We start from the raw sequence: 16427 nt of genomic DNA, 5'->3' as shown, positions 1-16427 counted from the left end.
TTTGAAATATGTTTTAATTTTCATGAGTATAACCACATTTCAAAAATGATGTCCGTTATTGTGGGTAAGCCTATTAATTGTATTGTACAATACAAAGTATGTTTAACAGCATGTACTCACAACGAACATGGCCTCAACCAATACAACACCGACCAAGCAAGCCTATGATGAACTTCAATGGGCTTATGACACCTTTAAACAAAAGTTGTTTGGCGGCCAACTGCCCTACTGTCTCATCACCCTTCAGCGCGAGAAGAACACCTGCGGCTATTTCTCGGCCAAACGATTTGCCAATCAATCAGGGGTTGTGACCGATGAGATTGCGATTAATCCATCCTACTTTGCCGTGTCACCCTTGATTGAAATCATGCAAACGCTGGTGCACGAGATGGTGCATTTGTGGCAGTTTCATTTTGGGAAGCCTGGACGTGGACGGTATCACAATAAAGAATGGGCCGACAAAATGGAGCGAATCGGTTTGATGCCCTCCTCCACTGGCCAGCCTGGTGGTGCAAAGACGGGGGACAGTATGGCGGACTACGCCATCGAGGGCGGTTTGTTCCTCAAGACTTGCGCGGGTCTGCTTGACGAACACTTTAAGCTGTCTTGGTATGATCGATTCCCACCGTCGGTGGCGGTGGTTTCAGGACAAAACTGTTATGCTAATCAATTGCAAGGTTTACCCAATGAGGCGACACTGCTCATTGCTAATAACAGCAACGCGATGGTAGAGCCGCGACCACAACCACAAACTATTCATGAGCCAACTGATGTCAAGCAAACCCGTGTCAAGTACACCTGTGATTGCGACATCAACATTTGGGCAAAACCCAATATTCAGGTTCGTTGCTGTGAGTGTAATGGGATGTTTGAGATGCAGCTGTAAATGTTTAAACTGTTGGTAAAGCGATATTCGTTCTATACGTTTGTTCGTACTGTACCGCCTGCTATCTGCGCACGACTACACCTCAAAAGAGTTGTGGCTGCACGTCAAAAGCATCGTTCGTCAAATTGAAACCGACGACGCAGCACTCATCTTTGACGACACCATCATCGAAAAGGAATACACCGATGAAAATGACATCATGTGTTGGCACTTTGACCACAACAAAGGGCGCAACGTCAAAGGCATCAACCTGCTCAACACCTTGTACCACAGCGATGACGTTTCGATACCAGTCGCCTTTGAACTCGTACACAAACACGCCTATTGCGACCTTGAAACACACGAAGTCAAGCGCAAAAGCAACGTCACCAAAAACGAAATGATGCGTGCCATGATTGACCAATGCGTGCAAAACCAACTCAAGTTTCGTTACGTCCTGATGGACTCGTGGTTCAGCGCAAGCGAGAACTTCGAGCACATCGTTAAAAAGCACAAGCACTTCATCGCCGCGCTCAAATGCAACCGTTTGGCAGCATTGAGTCTTAACGATAAGAAACAAGGCCGATACGTTCGCATTGATTCACTGACATTCACCGATCAAGCGATTAGTTCATTAGAAAATAATATTATTTAAAATAATTTAAAAGCTAAATGTCATATTATTTGAAAGTTTCAATAAACGGTTTTACAAAATTAATGAAATTTACTTTGTGCATCGCTGATCTTTCTCCTTGGTTTTTAAAGTATGGCCGTGTCAATTCTGATAGTGATTTACTGTACATATCTCTCAATTTTTCTTTCTCATATTCAGGTAAGTTATCGAAAATCATAAACAGCTGTTCTCGTTCAATAACCTGCTTTTCTTCGTACAACTTATTTCTGATGGTTATTTCAGCTTGTTCTGAAGCGCTTCTTTCAGATTTCAAATTCTCAGCAGCTTCAATTTGTTTTTTCTGCAATTGAGACGTATGCCATCCTTCAGTAATTGCTTTTCTGTACAACGCACCATACTCTCTGATTTTAACGCCCTTTTTCTCCTTAGTAACCCCGTATTCATTCGCACGTTCTATGCACAGTTCAATTTCTTCAGATGAACGCATTGCCAAGTATTCTTTTTGTGTTGCTGATTCAATGGTGACTTTGGCAAATCTGAATGCTTTGCTTGATTCTAGCTCTGGTACAGGTAATGAAACTCGATGCTTATTAGCTACATGAAACTTCAAACCAATAGCGGATCGCCCGACTCTTTCATACTCCACTTCTACTTCAATATCTGATATTTCACTTTGATTAATCTTCTTGCATGGGTTTGTTATTAGCACACGGTTGAAGTCTTTGAACTCTTTATACTCCTCATCCTTGAGACCCATATAATTCCTAAACTCTTGAATAGTCATGTAAGGAGTTTGTTTTACTCCAACGTAATCTTTGCAGAGCTTGTAAATTATTGCTTCATACTTGCCAGTAAAATGATTGAAAACAGACCAATTAAGAAGCTGAAAAATTGCATTGGGTTCATGCAAGCCTCTGACTACGTTTTCGATTAATGAGGGCAATTTAAATGATATTTTTTGGTTTGATACTTTCCATTCAGATATAAAACCTGCTCCATATAGAACTGTTTGACCGTCTTTTTCAAGCAAGTTACATGTGATATCCTCATTCTTTAAAGCCCTTAGATCCTTATCGATCTCTGATTTTTTGGGCACGTACCCTAATGCATCTGAAATCTTTTCCATTGAAATATATCTAAACCCATCTTGATCTGCAGGGCGAACATTTTCAAACTGCTCACGGAGTTCCCTTACAAATAGAATCCAATATTTGTATTGAAGTATAGAAATTTTATGGCGAATATGTATTAACGCTTGAGGCGTCTTAATTATAGGGCTTTGACGTTTTTTTGGGATAATTGAGGCCATAATTTGTCCGTTGAATGAGTTTTGCAATGGTTGAGCATGGGGGATTTTATACACTCGGAAAAGGAATTCATCCACCCAAAAGGGGGATTTATCTACTTTGCCGGGGGAATATATCCACTAATCAGGGGGTATTCATCCACCGAATATAACTGTAGCCCCCTACTGCACTGCAATTTTACTAGCCTAAAGTTTTCAAATAAAATAAAAGAGCAGCAAGAAGGGAAGGTTGAGCGAATTATCAGATTCCATGTTTGCTGCTGCTATTTCTCAAATAAAAACAAAACAAACTCTTGTTTAATTTCCTTATTTGCAGTATATTCTGAATTATATGGAAAATCAACACAAAAGGGAAATATGTTTACAAATGTCAAAATGAGCGACTTAGATTCAATGGCAAGCAATGCAGCTGATGTGTTAAGTCAAGTTCGTGAAGCAATGATCGAACCGCATCCAAGGAAATTAGCTCCAACTTTTAACTCTGCTGCAATAGCAGAACTATGTAACGTTGATAAATCTAAAATTAAATACCTAACGTTAAAGCATGAGCTACCCCAGGGCACAAAATCTGAAGGATCAAAAGCCAAAGAGTATTCGCTTGAAGAAACAATTACTTGGGTAAAAAATATCGGCACATATCCAAAAAGGCCTGAACATAAAGAAGGCAGAGTGGTTGCTGTATGCAACTACAAGGGAGGTGTTGCAAAAACAAGCACTACAGTTTCTATTGCACAAGCTGCAACACTACGGGGATTAAAAGTCTTAATTCTCGACTGTGACGGCCAAGGTACGGCAACTCAATTATGTGGCATAAGCCCTGAACAAGATGTCGATGTAGAAGATACAATAATGCCATATATCTATGGTGATCAACCAAATCTTTGGTACGCAATCCAACAAACTTACTGGCACAATATGTTCGTCATTCCAGCATCTAGTGGCCTATTATCTGCTGAATTCGTTTTACCCGCGAAGGCAATGGAACAAAGAGGTTTCAAATTTTGGGAAGTATTAAAAGATGGTATTGAGCCGCTACGTAAAGAGTTTGATCTTATTTTGATTGATACATCCCCTTCTCTTTCACACCTGACAGTAAACTCAATGATTGCGGCAGATGGTTTGATAATGCCATGTCCTCCAGATGCATTAGATTTTGCATCAAGTGTTCAATTTTGGGGGATTTTCTCTGAGCTAACTGACTCATTACCAGACGCAAAAGATAAAGTGTATGACTTCATAACTGTTGTCTACACAAAAGTGCAAAATAACGAAATATCCCGATTAGTCAAAACATGGATGTCACAAGCATATGGTAGTTGTGTTAACGGTATTGAGATACCTGAGAGCACTGCAGCTAGAACAGCAAGTGCACAGTTGAAGACGATTTATGATCTAAGCCGTCCTGATGGCAGTGTCGAAGCATATAAACGATACAAAGAACCGTTAGATAAACTGGCTGATTTCGTCGTAGATCAGCTTGCATTAGCATGGAGAAATTAACATGAGTAAAGGTAAGGGTATTTACGACCAGCTTTTGAAAAAGACAGAGAACATTAAGCCGCGTGAACAGGAAATTACGAAAGAACATAGAGCTCCAAAGTCAGCTCCAGTCATGTTTATGCAAGGAGTGCAGCGAATCGAAGCTGCAGAAGATCAAGTTGATGAGTTGAGAAAACAACTTACTTTAATACAGAGCTCGCATGGTATTTGCTTGGATATTCCTTTGACCCAATTGGTTGAAATAAAGGGAAGACGAAGAAATTTATCTGCAATTGAATTTGAAGAATTAAAGGCCAATTTAGCAAATAATGATTTAGTAACTCCAATTACTGTAAGAAGAGTCGGGGCTGATAACTATGAAATTATTTCTGGGCATAATCGAGTTGCAGCATTTAAAGAATTAAATCGAGAAAGCATTCTTGCATTTGTTGCAACCACCGATGAAAATATCGCTGAAATTAATGCGTTTTATGCAAATTTATTCCAGCCAGCACTACCAGATTACGAAAAATACATTGGCTTTTGTGTGATTCAAGCCCAAAACAAGGGAATTTCTCATGATAAATTGGCCGATCTATCTGGCTTATCTCGCTCGCAAGTAACTAAAATCATGTCTTTTTCTCACTTGCCAATTCAAGTACACGCTATGTTGGAAAAGAACGTCTCATTGTTGGGGGCAAATGCGGCATTAGAGTTGTCAGCATTCGTCAAGAATGGTCATGCTGAGATTGTAACAGATGCAATTTCGAAGTTGGCAAATGGTGAGTTTGATCAAAAGCAGGCAATCAAATTTGTTAAATCTTCATTGAAAATCGCAGATAACTCTGCATCAGAAAACACAGAAGAGCAAAACGTTGTAAAGAATGGTGATGTTACTTACTGCACTATCCATATGAAGCGTAGAAAATCGATTCAAATTGATTTTACTTCTGAGGATTTGGCATCAAGAGCACAAAAGTTAATCACGGATTTTTTGAACGAACAATTAAAATAACATATTTGATATTTACGACAATAGATACAGGCTCTGGATTAAACAGAGCCTTTTCTATTATTCAAGGTTCTCATGAACCATCAAGCAAATGCGCTTTCAGTGGCGCCCGCAATGCCGTATGTTCTACTAGAACCACTGACGGCGGATGAATCCCCCTACCCTGCGCCATCAAGCAAATGAGCATTCAGTGGTGCCCGCACTGACGAATGTTCTACTAGAACCGCTGACGGTGGATGAATCCCCCTGCCCTGCGGTATCAAGCAAATGCGCTTTCAGTGGCACCCGCAATGCCGTATGTTCTACTAGAACCACTGACAGTGGATGAATTCCCCTCCCTTCGCCATCAAACAAATGCGCTTTCAGTGACACCCTCACTGACGAATGTTCTACTAGAACCGCTGACGGTGGATGAATCCCCCTACCCTTCGCCATCAAGCAAATGCGCTTTCAGTGGCACCCGCAATGCCGTATGTTCTACTAGAACCGCTGACGGTGGATGAATCCCCCTTACCCTGCGCCATCAAGCAAATGCGCTTTCAGTGGCACCCGCAATGCCGTATGTTCTACTAGAACCACTGACGGTGGATGAATTCCCCTACCCTGCGCCATCAAGCAAATGCGCTTTCAATGGCGCCCGCAATGCCGTATGTTCTACTAGAACCACTAACGGTGGATGAATTCCCCCTGCCAGTAATTAAAAATACTTTTTGTAATGCTTGATTTGTATTGAATAGAGAAAAGCCGAAAGTGCGAAGAAAAAAATTATAAAGTACTCGGGCAAATAAATGGGAACTGCAATGTAGAGCTCAAAACAAAGCACAAGCAGAACGTAATTATAGTACTTCATTCTGTGATAAAGCCCCGCTGATTCACGACCAATAAGCCAAGCATGGGTCTGACCATTCGTTTAATGGCACGATGGTCTTGCTCAACGATATTGTTGAGGTATTTGATTTGCCTCACATTGATGTCAAGGTGCTTATCTTCTATGATTTTGCCGATTGCCGCTTTGTTGGAACCGCTTTTGTCCATCACGACTGTTTTAGGGAAGCCGTGCTGTTTGAAGGCTTTGTTGAAGAAGCGCATGGCGGCAACTCTATCGCGTCTTTTGCTCAACAAGAAATCGATTGTTAACCCATTCTTATCAACAGCTCTGTAATAGTAATAGAGTTTAAATATATTCGACGAACCATTATCGAATTTTATTCAATTTGACTGTTTTGCAACAAATTTATCACTAATCAATTTATCCCATTTGAATAGTTCTTGACAACCGTTTAAACAAGAGTATTATATTCAGTACATTTTACATGTACACGTCTGACGTGTTGACTAGTGCCTTACTCGACTAGACCATTGTTTTATGACAATGCTAAGGCTTAAACATACTTACCCATGCGGGATATTTCTATCCCGTCCTGGGGTCTGATATATCTCGCTTTTTTGTTTTTAACATTAAGGAGATTTATCATGACACAAACTACAACTGCCCAATACTTCGATATGACAACTCGTGTTGTTGGTTATTTTAACCGCTTACGTGTTGTTCAAGGTAAAGGCAAAAAACAACCCGAATATTTGGCTTTGGATTTTAGCGCGTTGAATGGCGATGCAGATGCACCTGAATATCGTCGTTTTAATTTAGTCGTTAAAGGCACTAAAGCTAAAGAATTGATTCAGCAATTGATTCAAGAATTTGGTGATTCAAAAGACACTAAAATCTTTGGCTCAGTTGAAATTGGTGATTTTCATGCCGATTATTGGATTGCCAATAAAGGTACACCAGAAGAAGAAATCAAACCTGTATTGAAAGGTCGTTTGCTTAAGGTACACACCATTAAAGTAGACGGACAACAATACTATGACGCAAAAACAGAATCACAAATAACGCCAGCAGCCTCCACTGAAGACGTTCCAAGTGATTCTACATCTGAATCTGAAACAGATTCTGAAACAGAAGCAGCATAATACAAAGCCTCATAATGTGGACATCCCTTGGATGCTCTTATATTATGGGGGTTTTGTTTGGCTACCGTTTTCACTGTTTTGATTCGTTCAGTAAAAACGATCACACCCTCTGGTGCGTCACTCGACCAGGGCAATGAATGATGTTGTTCATTGTTGACGCTTACTACTTGACCTCGTTCATCACTGAAAAGATGAACACGCGCTATAGATGCGCTAAACTGCGTTTTGATGGTTGTAGATATCAAAGCACGAGACCTACTATTGGAAGCTAGCTTTGCTCGCTCACCCAGTGTGTAGGTCTCACCTCCCTTTACATTCCTGTCTTCACATGAACTGATTGACCAAGCCCGTCATTTGATGCGAGGGCAGGGTACAGGGTGTCTTCTTTAAACACGAGGCGTTGCCTCCATAACCTTTTGCTTTTTTTGAAGTATTACAGAATACTTTCTTTGGATACTCATTGAGTATCCAAGCCAAAGTAGTTTGCAATGCGTAACACTGTTTGATTGTCCAGTCTGACGATCGTGATTTGGTGCCTCACTCGACCAAATCCAATGGGTTAAACCATTGCTGAGGCATATATACAGTCATTTATGGCTGTTTTTTTACATCAGCACAACGCGAGTTGTGCTTACCCAATGGGACATGATTTTCCCATTGGGGATGACATGTCCCTTTTTTGTATCTTTTAGGAGCATGTCATGACACTGGTATTATTAAACAACATACTGAAAGCTAAACACATTCCTGTGTGGGGAATTGAATCAGGCGCAACCGATTGGGTTGTTCATGTTCAAGCCGCAAAGGACGAAGAACCTGTGAAGCTTATTGTAAACAATCGTCTCAACTTCAATTTCTACCGTACAGAAATTGAGGATGCTTTAAGGGACGGTACATTTACGTTTCGTGTAGATGCCGAATCTCGGACCTACACGATTGTGTGAGTGTGATGTAACCTGGTGAGCTAGGACATAACGAAAGCAGTGCTTTTATGATGTCATAGCTCAACTTGAACCCTTAGTGCTCACCTCGACTAGGGGCGTTCAGTTTATGTACTGGATGCGTGAGCTTTTATAACTTAAACCCACTCGGGATATACCTATCCCGTATGGGGCTTGGTGTATCTCGCTTTTTATGGAGATACATCATGACAACAACTAAACACATGGCTCAAGCGGTCAAACGTGACATTCACCAGGAGGTCACGGATCAGATCATTGCAATGCTGGAAGATTGCGGTGAGTATGAACAGGCCTGGGTCAACCCATTCCCGACGTTTCGCCCTCAAAACCCCATTTCTGGAAATGTGTATCGAGGGGTCAATGTCTTGATCTTAGGTGCTGCTGCTCTTAGGAAGCGTTATCCAGTTAATCTTTGGATGACGTTTAAACAAGCGTTGGAGAACGGTACACCTGTTAAACCAGGAGAACGTTCAACCTACGTTGTTCGATATGGCGTCTACGACAAGACTATCGAGAGCGAGGACGATGTCGACACTTCTGAGACGTTGACTGAGATGAAGATGTTTCTAAAGTATTACCCTGTGTTCAATGTGTCTCAACTCGATGGCTATGTCATTCCTGAGATTCAAACACAGGGGACAGGGTTTTTGGAGGGAATTGATGCAGCTGAACGCTTGCTTAATGATTCAGGTGCCAATTGGGTTGAGCAGAAGGGTAATGTTGCGTTTTACTCGCCTGAGAAGGATTGCATCACGTTGCCCATGCGCAGTCAGTTCAAATCGGCTGAGGGCTTTTACAGTGTCGCTCTTCATGAGTTGGTTCACTGGACGGGCCATTCTTCAAGATTGAACCGAAACTTCACTCGAATGCGTTTTGGGAATCACAATTACGCATTTGAGGAGTTGGTGGCTGAAATCGGCGCGGCGTTCTTGTGTGGCGCGATTGGCATTGAGGCTAAAACCTTGCCTAACCATGCGGCATACATCAAGTCTTGGCTTGAGGTGTTGCGTAATGACAAGAAGGCCATCTTTACTGCGGCCGCACAAGCGCAAAAGGCGTTTGACTTGCTCACCGAGTCTGCTGTGTCACTCAACAGCAAAGCAGCTTAGGTGTGTCGATTGTGTTTAATATTTAACTGTTTTTAACCCCAGCGGGATGGACCTATCCCACTCGGGGCATGGGACATTTCGCTATTTTTATAGGAGTTGTACCATGGGACTTGATATGTACGCCAAGAGCATTAAGGCCGATTTAGTCACTGACTTGAGTGAAGTGGATGCAAGAGTCATGAACGGAGAAGCCACTAAGGATGGTGTTTTGCCAGATGAGCTGTTTTACTGGCGTAAGCACCCGAACTTACACGGCTGGATGGAGGCGTTGTATTTTAAGAAAGGGGGATTAGACCCTCAATTTAATCTCAATGCACTTCATCTGAACCGTGATGACTTGGAGGCGTTAAAGGTCGATATTCAGATGAATCGTTTGCCTCACACCATAGGATTCTTTTATGGTGAAAGCGACGGCAGTGAGCGTGAGGGGGACTTGCAGTTTGTGAGTCAAGCCCTGGCGCTCATTGAGCAAGGTCATCGGATTTACTACTATGCGTGGTGGTGATGACAGTGATTTGACATCATTTGATTAACAAAACAAAGGCCAATGGATTGCAACCGCACCATTGGCCTGTTTTTTTATCGACAAGGAGCTTTTAATGCCGAACTATTGCCAAAACCAGTTAAAGATTTCAGGGAACGAACAAGACATTATTCTTCTCAAGCAACAGATGTACAGCTTCAATGAGCAAGGCAACTACGTTTTAGACTTCAATGTGGTTGTGCCCATGCCCAAATCACTTGATATTACTTCAGGCGGTTTGACTGAGCTGACCAGCCAATTGTTGTATCCACATACAGCCAAAGGTAAAGAGCCGCCATCGATTAGTGATTTGATGCAAAAGTATCACAGAGAGTTGGTATGGCCATGCCCACAAGTTGATACGGTTGATGAATTTATAGGGTTGCTTAGGCAAACCCGCAATGGTCGACAGTGTCTGCTTGAGGGACATTACTATCACAGAAACCACAAGCAGTATGGTTTTAGGGATTGGTATGATTGGCGCTTGCATTATTGGGGTACTAAATGGGGGGCCATGCACTTTGAAGACAATGAGTACAATGAGTTGATCTTTGATACGGCCTGGAGTCCGCCCATACCTGTGATTCAAGCTTTGGCTGAGCAGTTCCCTCAATTGAACTTTAGATTGGCTTACGCTGAAGAAGGGTGTTGGTTTGCGGGTGTGCTTGAATGGTCTGATGGTTGCCTCACCTATGGGGACAACGATGCAGATGTAAGAACCACCTTAAAAACTTATTTTGGTTATACCGATCAGGATTTTGAGGTGGACCAGGACAATTAGCACCAAAACTTTGTTTTATTTTTAATTGACTAACCCCAGCGGGATGTACCTATCCCGCTCGGGGCATGGTGTGTCTCGCTTTTATAGGAGATTCACAATGACTGTTTTAATTCAAACATGGGTTGAGCAACTCAAACACCATTTACCTGAGAAGGTGTATTTGCATGAGGTGAACTACGACGATTCCATTCCTGTGCGCGTGCTTGAGGGCATCGTGCGCGATAATGGTTCTGAGCGTTCGCAAGATGCGTTATATGAGTTGGAGCTCGATTGGTGCACGTGGGACGCAGAGCAATACTATATCAATGAAGCGTTAGATGATATGGCCAGGGCCTTGCGCATCACTAAAGCCGAGCTCATCGCTCACCTGGAGGCTGAGGAAGATGATTGGCGCGATGAGCTGCGGTATGAGGTGCAAGAGCGTAATGCGTCTACGCCGATTGCGGATTTGGCTCGGTACACCGATGACGTCGTTTTGCGGTTGGAGATGTATTCTAACTACGATTGCATTAACAGTGCGTATTGCGAGGGCAAGGTGGTTGACTTGAATGAGTCTTATTTGGCTGATGTGTTACGTGTGTTACGGATTAACCCTAAAGATTACGCGGACGTATTGGACGTACTCGACCAGGGTTATGAGTGCCGTGACGTGACCAACGTGTATCGTGGACGGCCTTTACTGTCAGCGTTGGATGTGTATAAAGAGCATCAGGAGTTATCTTCAGGACCCGCGCTATTGACGTTTGTGTTCAAGATGGCCGTCGATGAGTTGCTGAAGTTTAAGGGACTCATTCAAATCCCTGCGGGGGCAAAGGTGGGTTTCTTCAGCTCAGCAGTGGGTGCGGGTTCGATATGGGAAGCAGAGCTATCTCAAGCCTTTACGGTTGATTTAGCGAATCAGCCGCCGACGTATTCAGAACCAACGTTTGGATTGTTTATTGATGACTCGGATTGCAAGCACTCAGGCTATTCCATCGAGGAGACTTACGGCATGAGTCGAAACTGGCTGAGTGTCAATGGCAGCATTTATCCTGACACTGAACACGCCGCGTAGAGTAGGGCGCATGCTCCAAAAACACAAAATCCACCTTGCGGTGGATGGTGTGCTATAGGAGATGTCATACGGCAAGCAGGGGTTTGTACCCCTACAAACTTGTCCTGCTTCGACTATCATGAGTTGGATTTTAATCAGCTCTAAACAAGTTGGCAAGTGATTTATGTCCATTGTGTGGATAAATTGACACAATCAATGCTGACTTTAACCCCCTGGGATACATTATTCCCGAGGGGATGGTGTATCCCTCATTGATGGAGAGTTGCACCATGAGTGTGAATAATGAAACCGACGGCGTATTGAGCCGAACCGAGAGTTTTGTGATGATGTTTTTCTTTGATGACTACCCACAAGACATGACGTTTGACGCAATGATGAATGCTTATGAAGACCCCAATAACAAGGTCATTGTGGCAACAGAGTTTTGGAGTATGAGTCTGTACCGTGAGGACCTGGTGGACTGGGTGAGGGGAATGGAAGCGTCGATGCGCTTCGAATTTTTCCCTGCTCAGGCTTGAATTTAATCGTGTCTTAATGACTAACCCAGCCCGCGTGGCTGGGTTTTTTTTATGCGCAAACCAAATATTCGCAAAATACAGCAATTGGTTCTCCATAATCATATTTTTAATCAATATTTTGAGTTAAAAACAAAGGAATGTAAATCGCACACTAAAATTGAGCCAGATGACGGAGTAAAGTTGAGCCACTGAGCATTAAAAAAATAGACCGAAGTCCTCGTTGGGGATTGTATCGCAAATCCCGACTGCATAAGCTCAATCAACCGTCCAAATTAGCCTCCTTATCGTTTTTGCGTCGTTTACGCGCCTCAAGTCGGTAGCTGTCGCCATTCATTTCAAGGATATGGGCATGATGGGTAAGTCTGTCGAGCAAAGCCCCAGTCAACCGCTCAGAGCTTTAGGGGCTGATTAAATTAATGGATGATTTTGGTTGTATAATTCCAGACAGGTTTGGAAAGCTAAATCAAAGTTTCCATGCTGCCTAGGCACTGTAATTTAAAGTTATATGCTGATGAGATAATTTTACACTTTGCTTAACTTAAAAAGAATTAATGCAAAATAATAAAGGAGAGTCCGATGAACACTGAAAAATGTCCGTTTCATTCCACTGCTGGAGCCGCCGCCGTCCATGGTATGCATTCAACTAAAGACTGGTGGCCCAATCAACTCAACCTCAAGGTCCTTCATCAGCACACCCCATCGTCCAACCCGATGGACACAGGTTTTAATTACAAAGAAGCTTTTTTAAAGTTAGACTACGTGGCTCTTAAAAAAGACCTTGAGTTTTTAATGACCGACTCTCAAGAATGGTGGCCTGCTGACTGGGGGCATTATGGTGGTCTTTTCATTCGCATGGCGTGGCATAGCGCAGGCACTTACCGCACGGCGGATGGTCGAGGTGGTGCTGGAACTGGTAATCAGCGGTTTGCCCCAGTCAATAGTTGGCCAGACAATGGAAACTTGGATAAAGCACGCCGCCTACTTTGGCCCATAAAGCAAAAATACGGCAATGCCATTTCATGGGCTGACTTGATGATTTTAGCGGGAAATGTCGCGCTCGAATCAATGGGATTTAAAACATTTGGTTTCGCAGGTGGGCGCTCAGACATTTGGCAACCCGAAGAAGATATCTATTGGGGCGCTGAACAAGAGTGGTTGGCGACCAGCGATAAACCTAATAGTCGCTACAGTGGCGAGCGCGAACTAGAAAATCCACTGGCCGCGGTGCAAATGGGACTGATTTATGTTAACCCAGAGGGACCTGATGGCAACCCTGATCCTGTGGCATCAGGACGAGATGTCAGAGAAACGTTTGCACGTATGGCTATGGACGATGAAGAGACCGTTGCGTTAATCGCGGGAGGACATACATTTGGCAAGTCACATGGCGCAGGAGATCCAAAGCTCGTGGGGCCAGAACCTGAAGCCGCGCCGTTAGAGGCTCAAGGCTTGGGTTGGATGAATCAATTCGGCTCAGGTAAAGGTGTGGACACGACCACGAGCGGTATAGAAGGCGCTTGGAAGCCCAATCCAACTCAATGGGACAATGGTTATTTTGATATGCTCTTTGGTTACGAATGGGAGTTGGTCAAAAGCCCAGCGGGCGCACATCAATGGTCCGCTAAAAACTGCCGCCCTGAACACATGATTCCTGATGCGCATGACTCATCTAAAAAACATGCGCCGATGATGACTACGGCCGATTTGTCATTGAGATTCGACCCAATTTACGAGCCGATTTCGCGTCGCTTCCATCAAAACCCAGCTGCATTCGCCGATGCGTTTGCCCGAGCATGGTTCAAGTTAACTCACCGTGACATGGGACCCAAACCCCTGTATTTAGGTCCTGAAGCACCGAAAGCCGACTTGATTTGGCAAGACCCGATCCCTGTCGTAGACCATCCATTGGTTGATGCAAAAGATATCGAAATGCTTAAGGCAGAGATATTGGGTAGCGGTCTCACTATCAGCGAATTGGTTTCTACTGCGTGGGCCTCTGCTTCAACTTTCCGTGGTTCGGATAAACGAGGTGGAGCAAACGGCGCACGTATTCGATTGGCACCACAGAAAGATTGGGCTGTCAATCAACCAGCACAATTGGCAAAGGTCCTAAGCACACTGGACAACATACAAACTGCTTTTAATCAAAAAGCGTTGAATGGCAAAAAAATATCGTTGGCAGACTTGATTGTTTTAGCTGGCTGCACTGCAATTGAAAAAGCGGCTCAAAATGCGGGGCACTTAGTTGAGGTTGCATTTACACCAGGGCGAATGGATGCGTCTCCTGAGCAAACCGATGTATCATCGTTCAGTGTATTAGAACCACAAGCCGATGGATTCCGCAATTATGAAAAAACCACCTATCGCATTCCTGCAGAACGACTGTTAATTGACAAGGCGCAACTGCTCACGTTGAGTGCTCCTGAAATGACAGTACTCATAGGCGGCCTACGTGTATTGGGTGCAAATGCTGATGGTTCTAAGCACGGCGTTCTCACAACCCGTGAAGAGGTGCTTTCAAACGACTTTTTCACCCATTTGCTTGACATGGACACTGAATGGAAACCTGTATCATCTGATGCTCAAGTTTTTGAAGGTCGACACCGAAAAACAGGTAAGCTCAAGTGGACTTCAACGCGTGTGGATTTGGTATTTGGTTCGAACTCGCAACTGCGCGCACTGTGTGAGGTTTACGCGCAAAAGGACAACCAAGAGAAGTTTATTCGAGACTTCGTTTCGGCGTGGGTTAAAGTGATGAATATGGATCGCTTTGATTTATCATGATTTTTCGTTTAGCTTCTTGGCATAAATGCAGACGGAAGTTTGAACACTGTTGCATTTGCTGAGTAAAGCGGCTAAACAGTCTAAGACTTGTCGTATCATTATATTATGTAATAGCAAAGAGAAATTGATACGGCTCGCACTGGACTTTACAAATCATAAGTGAAAATACTCAATATGGTGGTTGCAAAGGACAAACACCCATCCGCCTATGGAATACGAGTAAAGTGAGGCTTTGTGTTTTCGTCATTAATTAATGATGGACACGAAAAAAGCTTCCCTTTTTAATATTTGAAAGGACATAATATGTTTAAACGAATCATTACAGTATTTGCTGCAATTCTTAGTATCTCAAGTATAACAGCCCAAGCTAAAGACTCTCCTGAGAGCATGAGAAAACTTGCTGAGGCTGTTAATCAAGAGCTTTGGAACAATCATGATATAAGTGCAATTGATCGGTATTTTGCTAAGGACTATATTCAGCATAGTGCAGGTGCTGATGGTAGTGAGGGGTTAAAAGCTTTTGCAACTAGTTTCTTTAAGAAGTTCCCCGAATTTAAGGTTGAGTCAAAGCGAATCATCGTAGAAAATGACATTTTGGTGAACTTTAGTGTCACACGAATTAATCCTCAAGATATAGGGCAAACATGTTTTGATATGTTGAGAGTTAAAAATGGCAAGTTTGTAGAACACTGGGACAGTTGTCAGGACATACCAAAAGAACGTTTGAATAAAAACTTGCCTTGGTAATTATTCAGATAATATGGTTTAAAATAATGCCCCTGTAATCCAGCCTAGAGTGTTTAGATTGGAAGAGTGAAGAAGCTAAATAGTCCTAAGAATTGGCATCTTGTTAGACTCATTCTTGTGAGGCATTAGATCGTTGAACAAGACACCTTCTGAAGCTGTTATAAATACTGAGTTGCTTTTAGCAAAGTACTGGATGCAATTAAAATTGACCGCCTGAACACGTTTAAATTCGTACAGGTGGTCAATACATACTGCAAGTCTTCACAGAAATTGGCCTCGTTCATCATTTTGAATGACCCAAAAGTGAATCGATAGCGTTTAAAATAGTTGAGCAATTTTTCATTTAAACCAACAGCACCTGTCTTTTTTTTCCACACAGGGTGCTTTTGGTCATGAAAAGTTAGTTTAACGCTGCATGAGCCCAAAGGCAAAGTCTCTCCCCATACCCTGCTTCATTGCCAAGTGAATCCATGTCATTGCAAAAGGTTCTAAGTAACGTGCAGTATGCAAATTTCCCATGTTGACGGCATTAAAACCAATCGATATAGCCAATTCTATGATGCGCGCACGTGCATCTGCATCATCGCTGTTGTTGCTCGAGTAAAACTGACCATGAGTGCGCGTTGAAATTTGACCAGGCAGTTAAAGGCGCAAATTGGGTTGCACCTGTGGATAAGTTTAT

The 16427-nt window shown here is 43.0% G+C and carries 14 protein-coding genes and 3 pseudogenes; 13 read left to right on the top strand and 4 right to left on the bottom strand.

Annotated features, from left to right (window positions below; genetic code table 11):
- The first annotated feature begins 127 nt into the window (after window positions 1–127).
- Together DFR44_RS09310 and DFR44_RS09305 are read left to right on the top strand one after the other, a co-directional pair.
- Entirely contained in the window at window positions 128–886 is a 759-nt protein-coding gene (locus DFR44_RS09310) for a SprT-like domain-containing protein (RefSeq protein WP_133621304.1), read from the top strand.
- Window positions 887–941: 55 nt separating this feature from the next.
- Window positions 942–1487 (top strand): annotated as a pseudogene (locus DFR44_RS09305) (transposase); the annotation flags it as partial.
- A 58-nt stretch (window positions 1488–1545) separates the two neighbouring features.
- Here DFR44_RS09305 and DFR44_RS09300 read toward each other — a convergent pair.
- Window positions 1546–2808, bottom strand: coding sequence for a replication initiation protein (locus DFR44_RS09300; RefSeq protein WP_133621302.1), 1263 nt, complete (start codon window positions 2806–2808; stop codon window positions 1546–1548).
- 354 nt (window positions 2809–3162) lie between these two features.
- Here DFR44_RS09300 and DFR44_RS09295 point away from each other — a divergent pair, with 354 nt between their 5' ends.
- Both DFR44_RS09295 and DFR44_RS09290 read left to right on the top strand, forming a co-directional pair.
- On the top strand, window positions 3163–4305 hold the full coding sequence (locus DFR44_RS09295) for a ParA family protein (protein WP_133621301.1): 1143 nt from the start codon (window positions 3163–3165) through the stop codon (window positions 4303–4305).
- A 1-nt stretch (window position 4306) separates the two neighbouring features.
- Window positions 4307–5299 (top strand): ParB/RepB/Spo0J family partition protein, encoded by a 993-nt coding sequence (locus DFR44_RS09290; RefSeq protein WP_133621300.1) that lies wholly within the window; start codon window positions 4307–4309, stop codon window positions 5297–5299.
- Between the two features lie 168 nt (window positions 5300–5467).
- Here DFR44_RS09290 and DFR44_RS09285 read toward each other — a convergent pair whose 3' ends face one another.
- Together DFR44_RS09285 and DFR44_RS09280 are read right to left on the bottom strand one after the other, a co-directional pair.
- Entirely contained in the window at window positions 5468–5731 is a 264-nt protein-coding gene (locus DFR44_RS09285; protein WP_133621299.1) for a hypothetical protein, read from the bottom strand.
- A 450-nt stretch (window positions 5732–6181) separates the two neighbouring features.
- Window positions 6182–6463, bottom strand: a pseudogene (locus tag DFR44_RS09280) (DDE-type integrase/transposase/recombinase); the annotation flags it as partial.
- Window positions 6464–6769: 306 nt separating this feature from the next.
- Here DFR44_RS09280 and DFR44_RS09275 point away from each other — a divergent pair.
- From DFR44_RS09275 to DFR44_RS09245, 7 genes are all read left to right on the top strand, one after another.
- Window positions 6770–7267: a DUF3577 domain-containing protein gene (locus DFR44_RS09275; protein WP_162845230.1), complete on the top strand. Its 498-nt coding sequence runs from the start codon at window positions 6770–6772 to the stop codon at window positions 7265–7267.
- Between the two features lie 701 nt (window positions 7268–7968).
- On the top strand, window positions 7969–8211 hold the full coding sequence (locus DFR44_RS09270; protein ID WP_133621296.1) for a hypothetical protein: 243 nt from the start codon (window positions 7969–7971) through the stop codon (window positions 8209–8211).
- Between the two features lie 203 nt (window positions 8212–8414).
- Entirely contained in the window at window positions 8415–9338 is a 924-nt protein-coding gene (locus DFR44_RS09265; RefSeq protein WP_162845229.1) for an ArdC family protein, read from the top strand.
- Window positions 9339–9441: 103 nt separating this feature from the next.
- Window positions 9442–9843 (top strand): phosphoglycerate kinase, encoded by a 402-nt coding sequence (locus DFR44_RS09260; protein WP_133621294.1) that lies wholly within the window; start codon window positions 9442–9444, stop codon window positions 9841–9843.
- A gap of 94 nt (window positions 9844–9937) precedes the next feature.
- Window positions 9938–10642 carry a DUF1281 family ferredoxin-like fold protein gene (locus DFR44_RS09255; RefSeq protein ID WP_133621293.1) on the top strand — a complete coding sequence of 235 codons (705 nt, stop codon included), beginning with the start codon at window positions 9938–9940 and terminating at the stop codon, window positions 10640–10642.
- Window positions 10643–10739: 97 nt separating this feature from the next.
- Complete coding sequence (locus DFR44_RS09250; protein ID WP_133621292.1) at window positions 10740–11696, top strand: hypothetical protein; 957 nt, start codon at window positions 10740–10742, stop codon at window positions 11694–11696.
- A 269-nt stretch (window positions 11697–11965) separates the two neighbouring features.
- Entirely contained in the window at window positions 11966–12214 is a 249-nt protein-coding gene (locus DFR44_RS09245) for a hypothetical protein (protein WP_133621291.1), read from the top strand.
- A 259-nt stretch (window positions 12215–12473) separates the two neighbouring features.
- Here DFR44_RS09245 and DFR44_RS09240 read toward each other — a convergent pair.
- Window positions 12474–12599, bottom strand: a pseudogene (locus DFR44_RS09240) (ATP-binding protein); the annotation flags it as partial.
- 191 nt (window positions 12600–12790) lie between these two features.
- Here DFR44_RS09240 and katG point away from each other — a divergent pair.
- The gene (gene katG / locus DFR44_RS09235) at window positions 12791–14998 is read left to right on the top strand and encodes a catalase/peroxidase HPI (protein WP_133621290.1); all 2208 of its coding nucleotides are present in this window, start codon (window positions 12791–12793) and stop codon (window positions 14996–14998) included.
- Between the two features lie 303 nt (window positions 14999–15301).
- Window positions 15302–15745, top strand: a complete 444-nt coding sequence (locus DFR44_RS09230) for a nuclear transport factor 2 family protein (protein ID WP_133621289.1) — start codon at window positions 15302–15304, stop codon at window positions 15743–15745.
- The last annotated feature ends 682 nt before the right edge of the window (window positions 15746–16427 follow it).

Source organism: Hydromonas duriensis (assembly GCF_004363775.1).
Lineage (GTDB): Bacteria > Pseudomonadota > Gammaproteobacteria > Burkholderiales > Burkholderiaceae > Hydromonas > Hydromonas duriensis.
This window is presented reverse-complemented; position numbering and strand designations above follow the sequence as displayed.

Coding starts and splice junctions, on each gene's coding strand:
- DFR44_RS09310 (WP_133621304.1), top strand. CDS start 128: ATGGCCTCAACCAATACAACACCGACCAAGCAAGCCTATGATGAACTT.
- DFR44_RS09300 (WP_133621302.1), bottom strand. CDS start 2,808: ATGGCCTCAATTATCCCAAAAAAACGTCAAAGCCCTATAATTAAGACG.
- DFR44_RS09295 (WP_133621301.1), top strand. CDS start 3,163: ATGTTTACAAATGTCAAAATGAGCGACTTAGATTCAATGGCAAGCAAT.
- DFR44_RS09290 (WP_133621300.1), top strand. CDS start 4,307: ATGAGTAAAGGTAAGGGTATTTACGACCAGCTTTTGAAAAAGACAGAG.
- DFR44_RS09285 (WP_133621299.1), bottom strand. CDS start 5,731: ATGGCGAAGGGTAGGGGGATTCATCCACCGTCAGCGGTTCTAGTAGAA.
- DFR44_RS09275 (WP_162845230.1), top strand. CDS start 6,770: ATGACACAAACTACAACTGCCCAATACTTCGATATGACAACTCGTGTT.
- DFR44_RS09270 (WP_133621296.1), top strand. CDS start 7,969: ATGACACTGGTATTATTAAACAACATACTGAAAGCTAAACACATTCCT.
- DFR44_RS09265 (WP_162845229.1), top strand. CDS start 8,415: ATGACAACAACTAAACACATGGCTCAAGCGGTCAAACGTGACATTCAC.
- DFR44_RS09260 (WP_133621294.1), top strand. CDS start 9,442: ATGGGACTTGATATGTACGCCAAGAGCATTAAGGCCGATTTAGTCACT.
- DFR44_RS09255 (WP_133621293.1), top strand. CDS start 9,938: ATGCCGAACTATTGCCAAAACCAGTTAAAGATTTCAGGGAACGAACAA.
- DFR44_RS09250 (WP_133621292.1), top strand. CDS start 10,740: ATGACTGTTTTAATTCAAACATGGGTTGAGCAACTCAAACACCATTTA.
- DFR44_RS09245 (WP_133621291.1), top strand. CDS start 11,966: ATGAGTGTGAATAATGAAACCGACGGCGTATTGAGCCGAACCGAGAGT.
- katG (WP_133621290.1), top strand. CDS start 12,791: ATGAACACTGAAAAATGTCCGTTTCATTCCACTGCTGGAGCCGCCGCC.
- DFR44_RS09230 (WP_133621289.1), top strand. CDS start 15,302: ATGTTTAAACGAATCATTACAGTATTTGCTGCAATTCTTAGTATCTCA.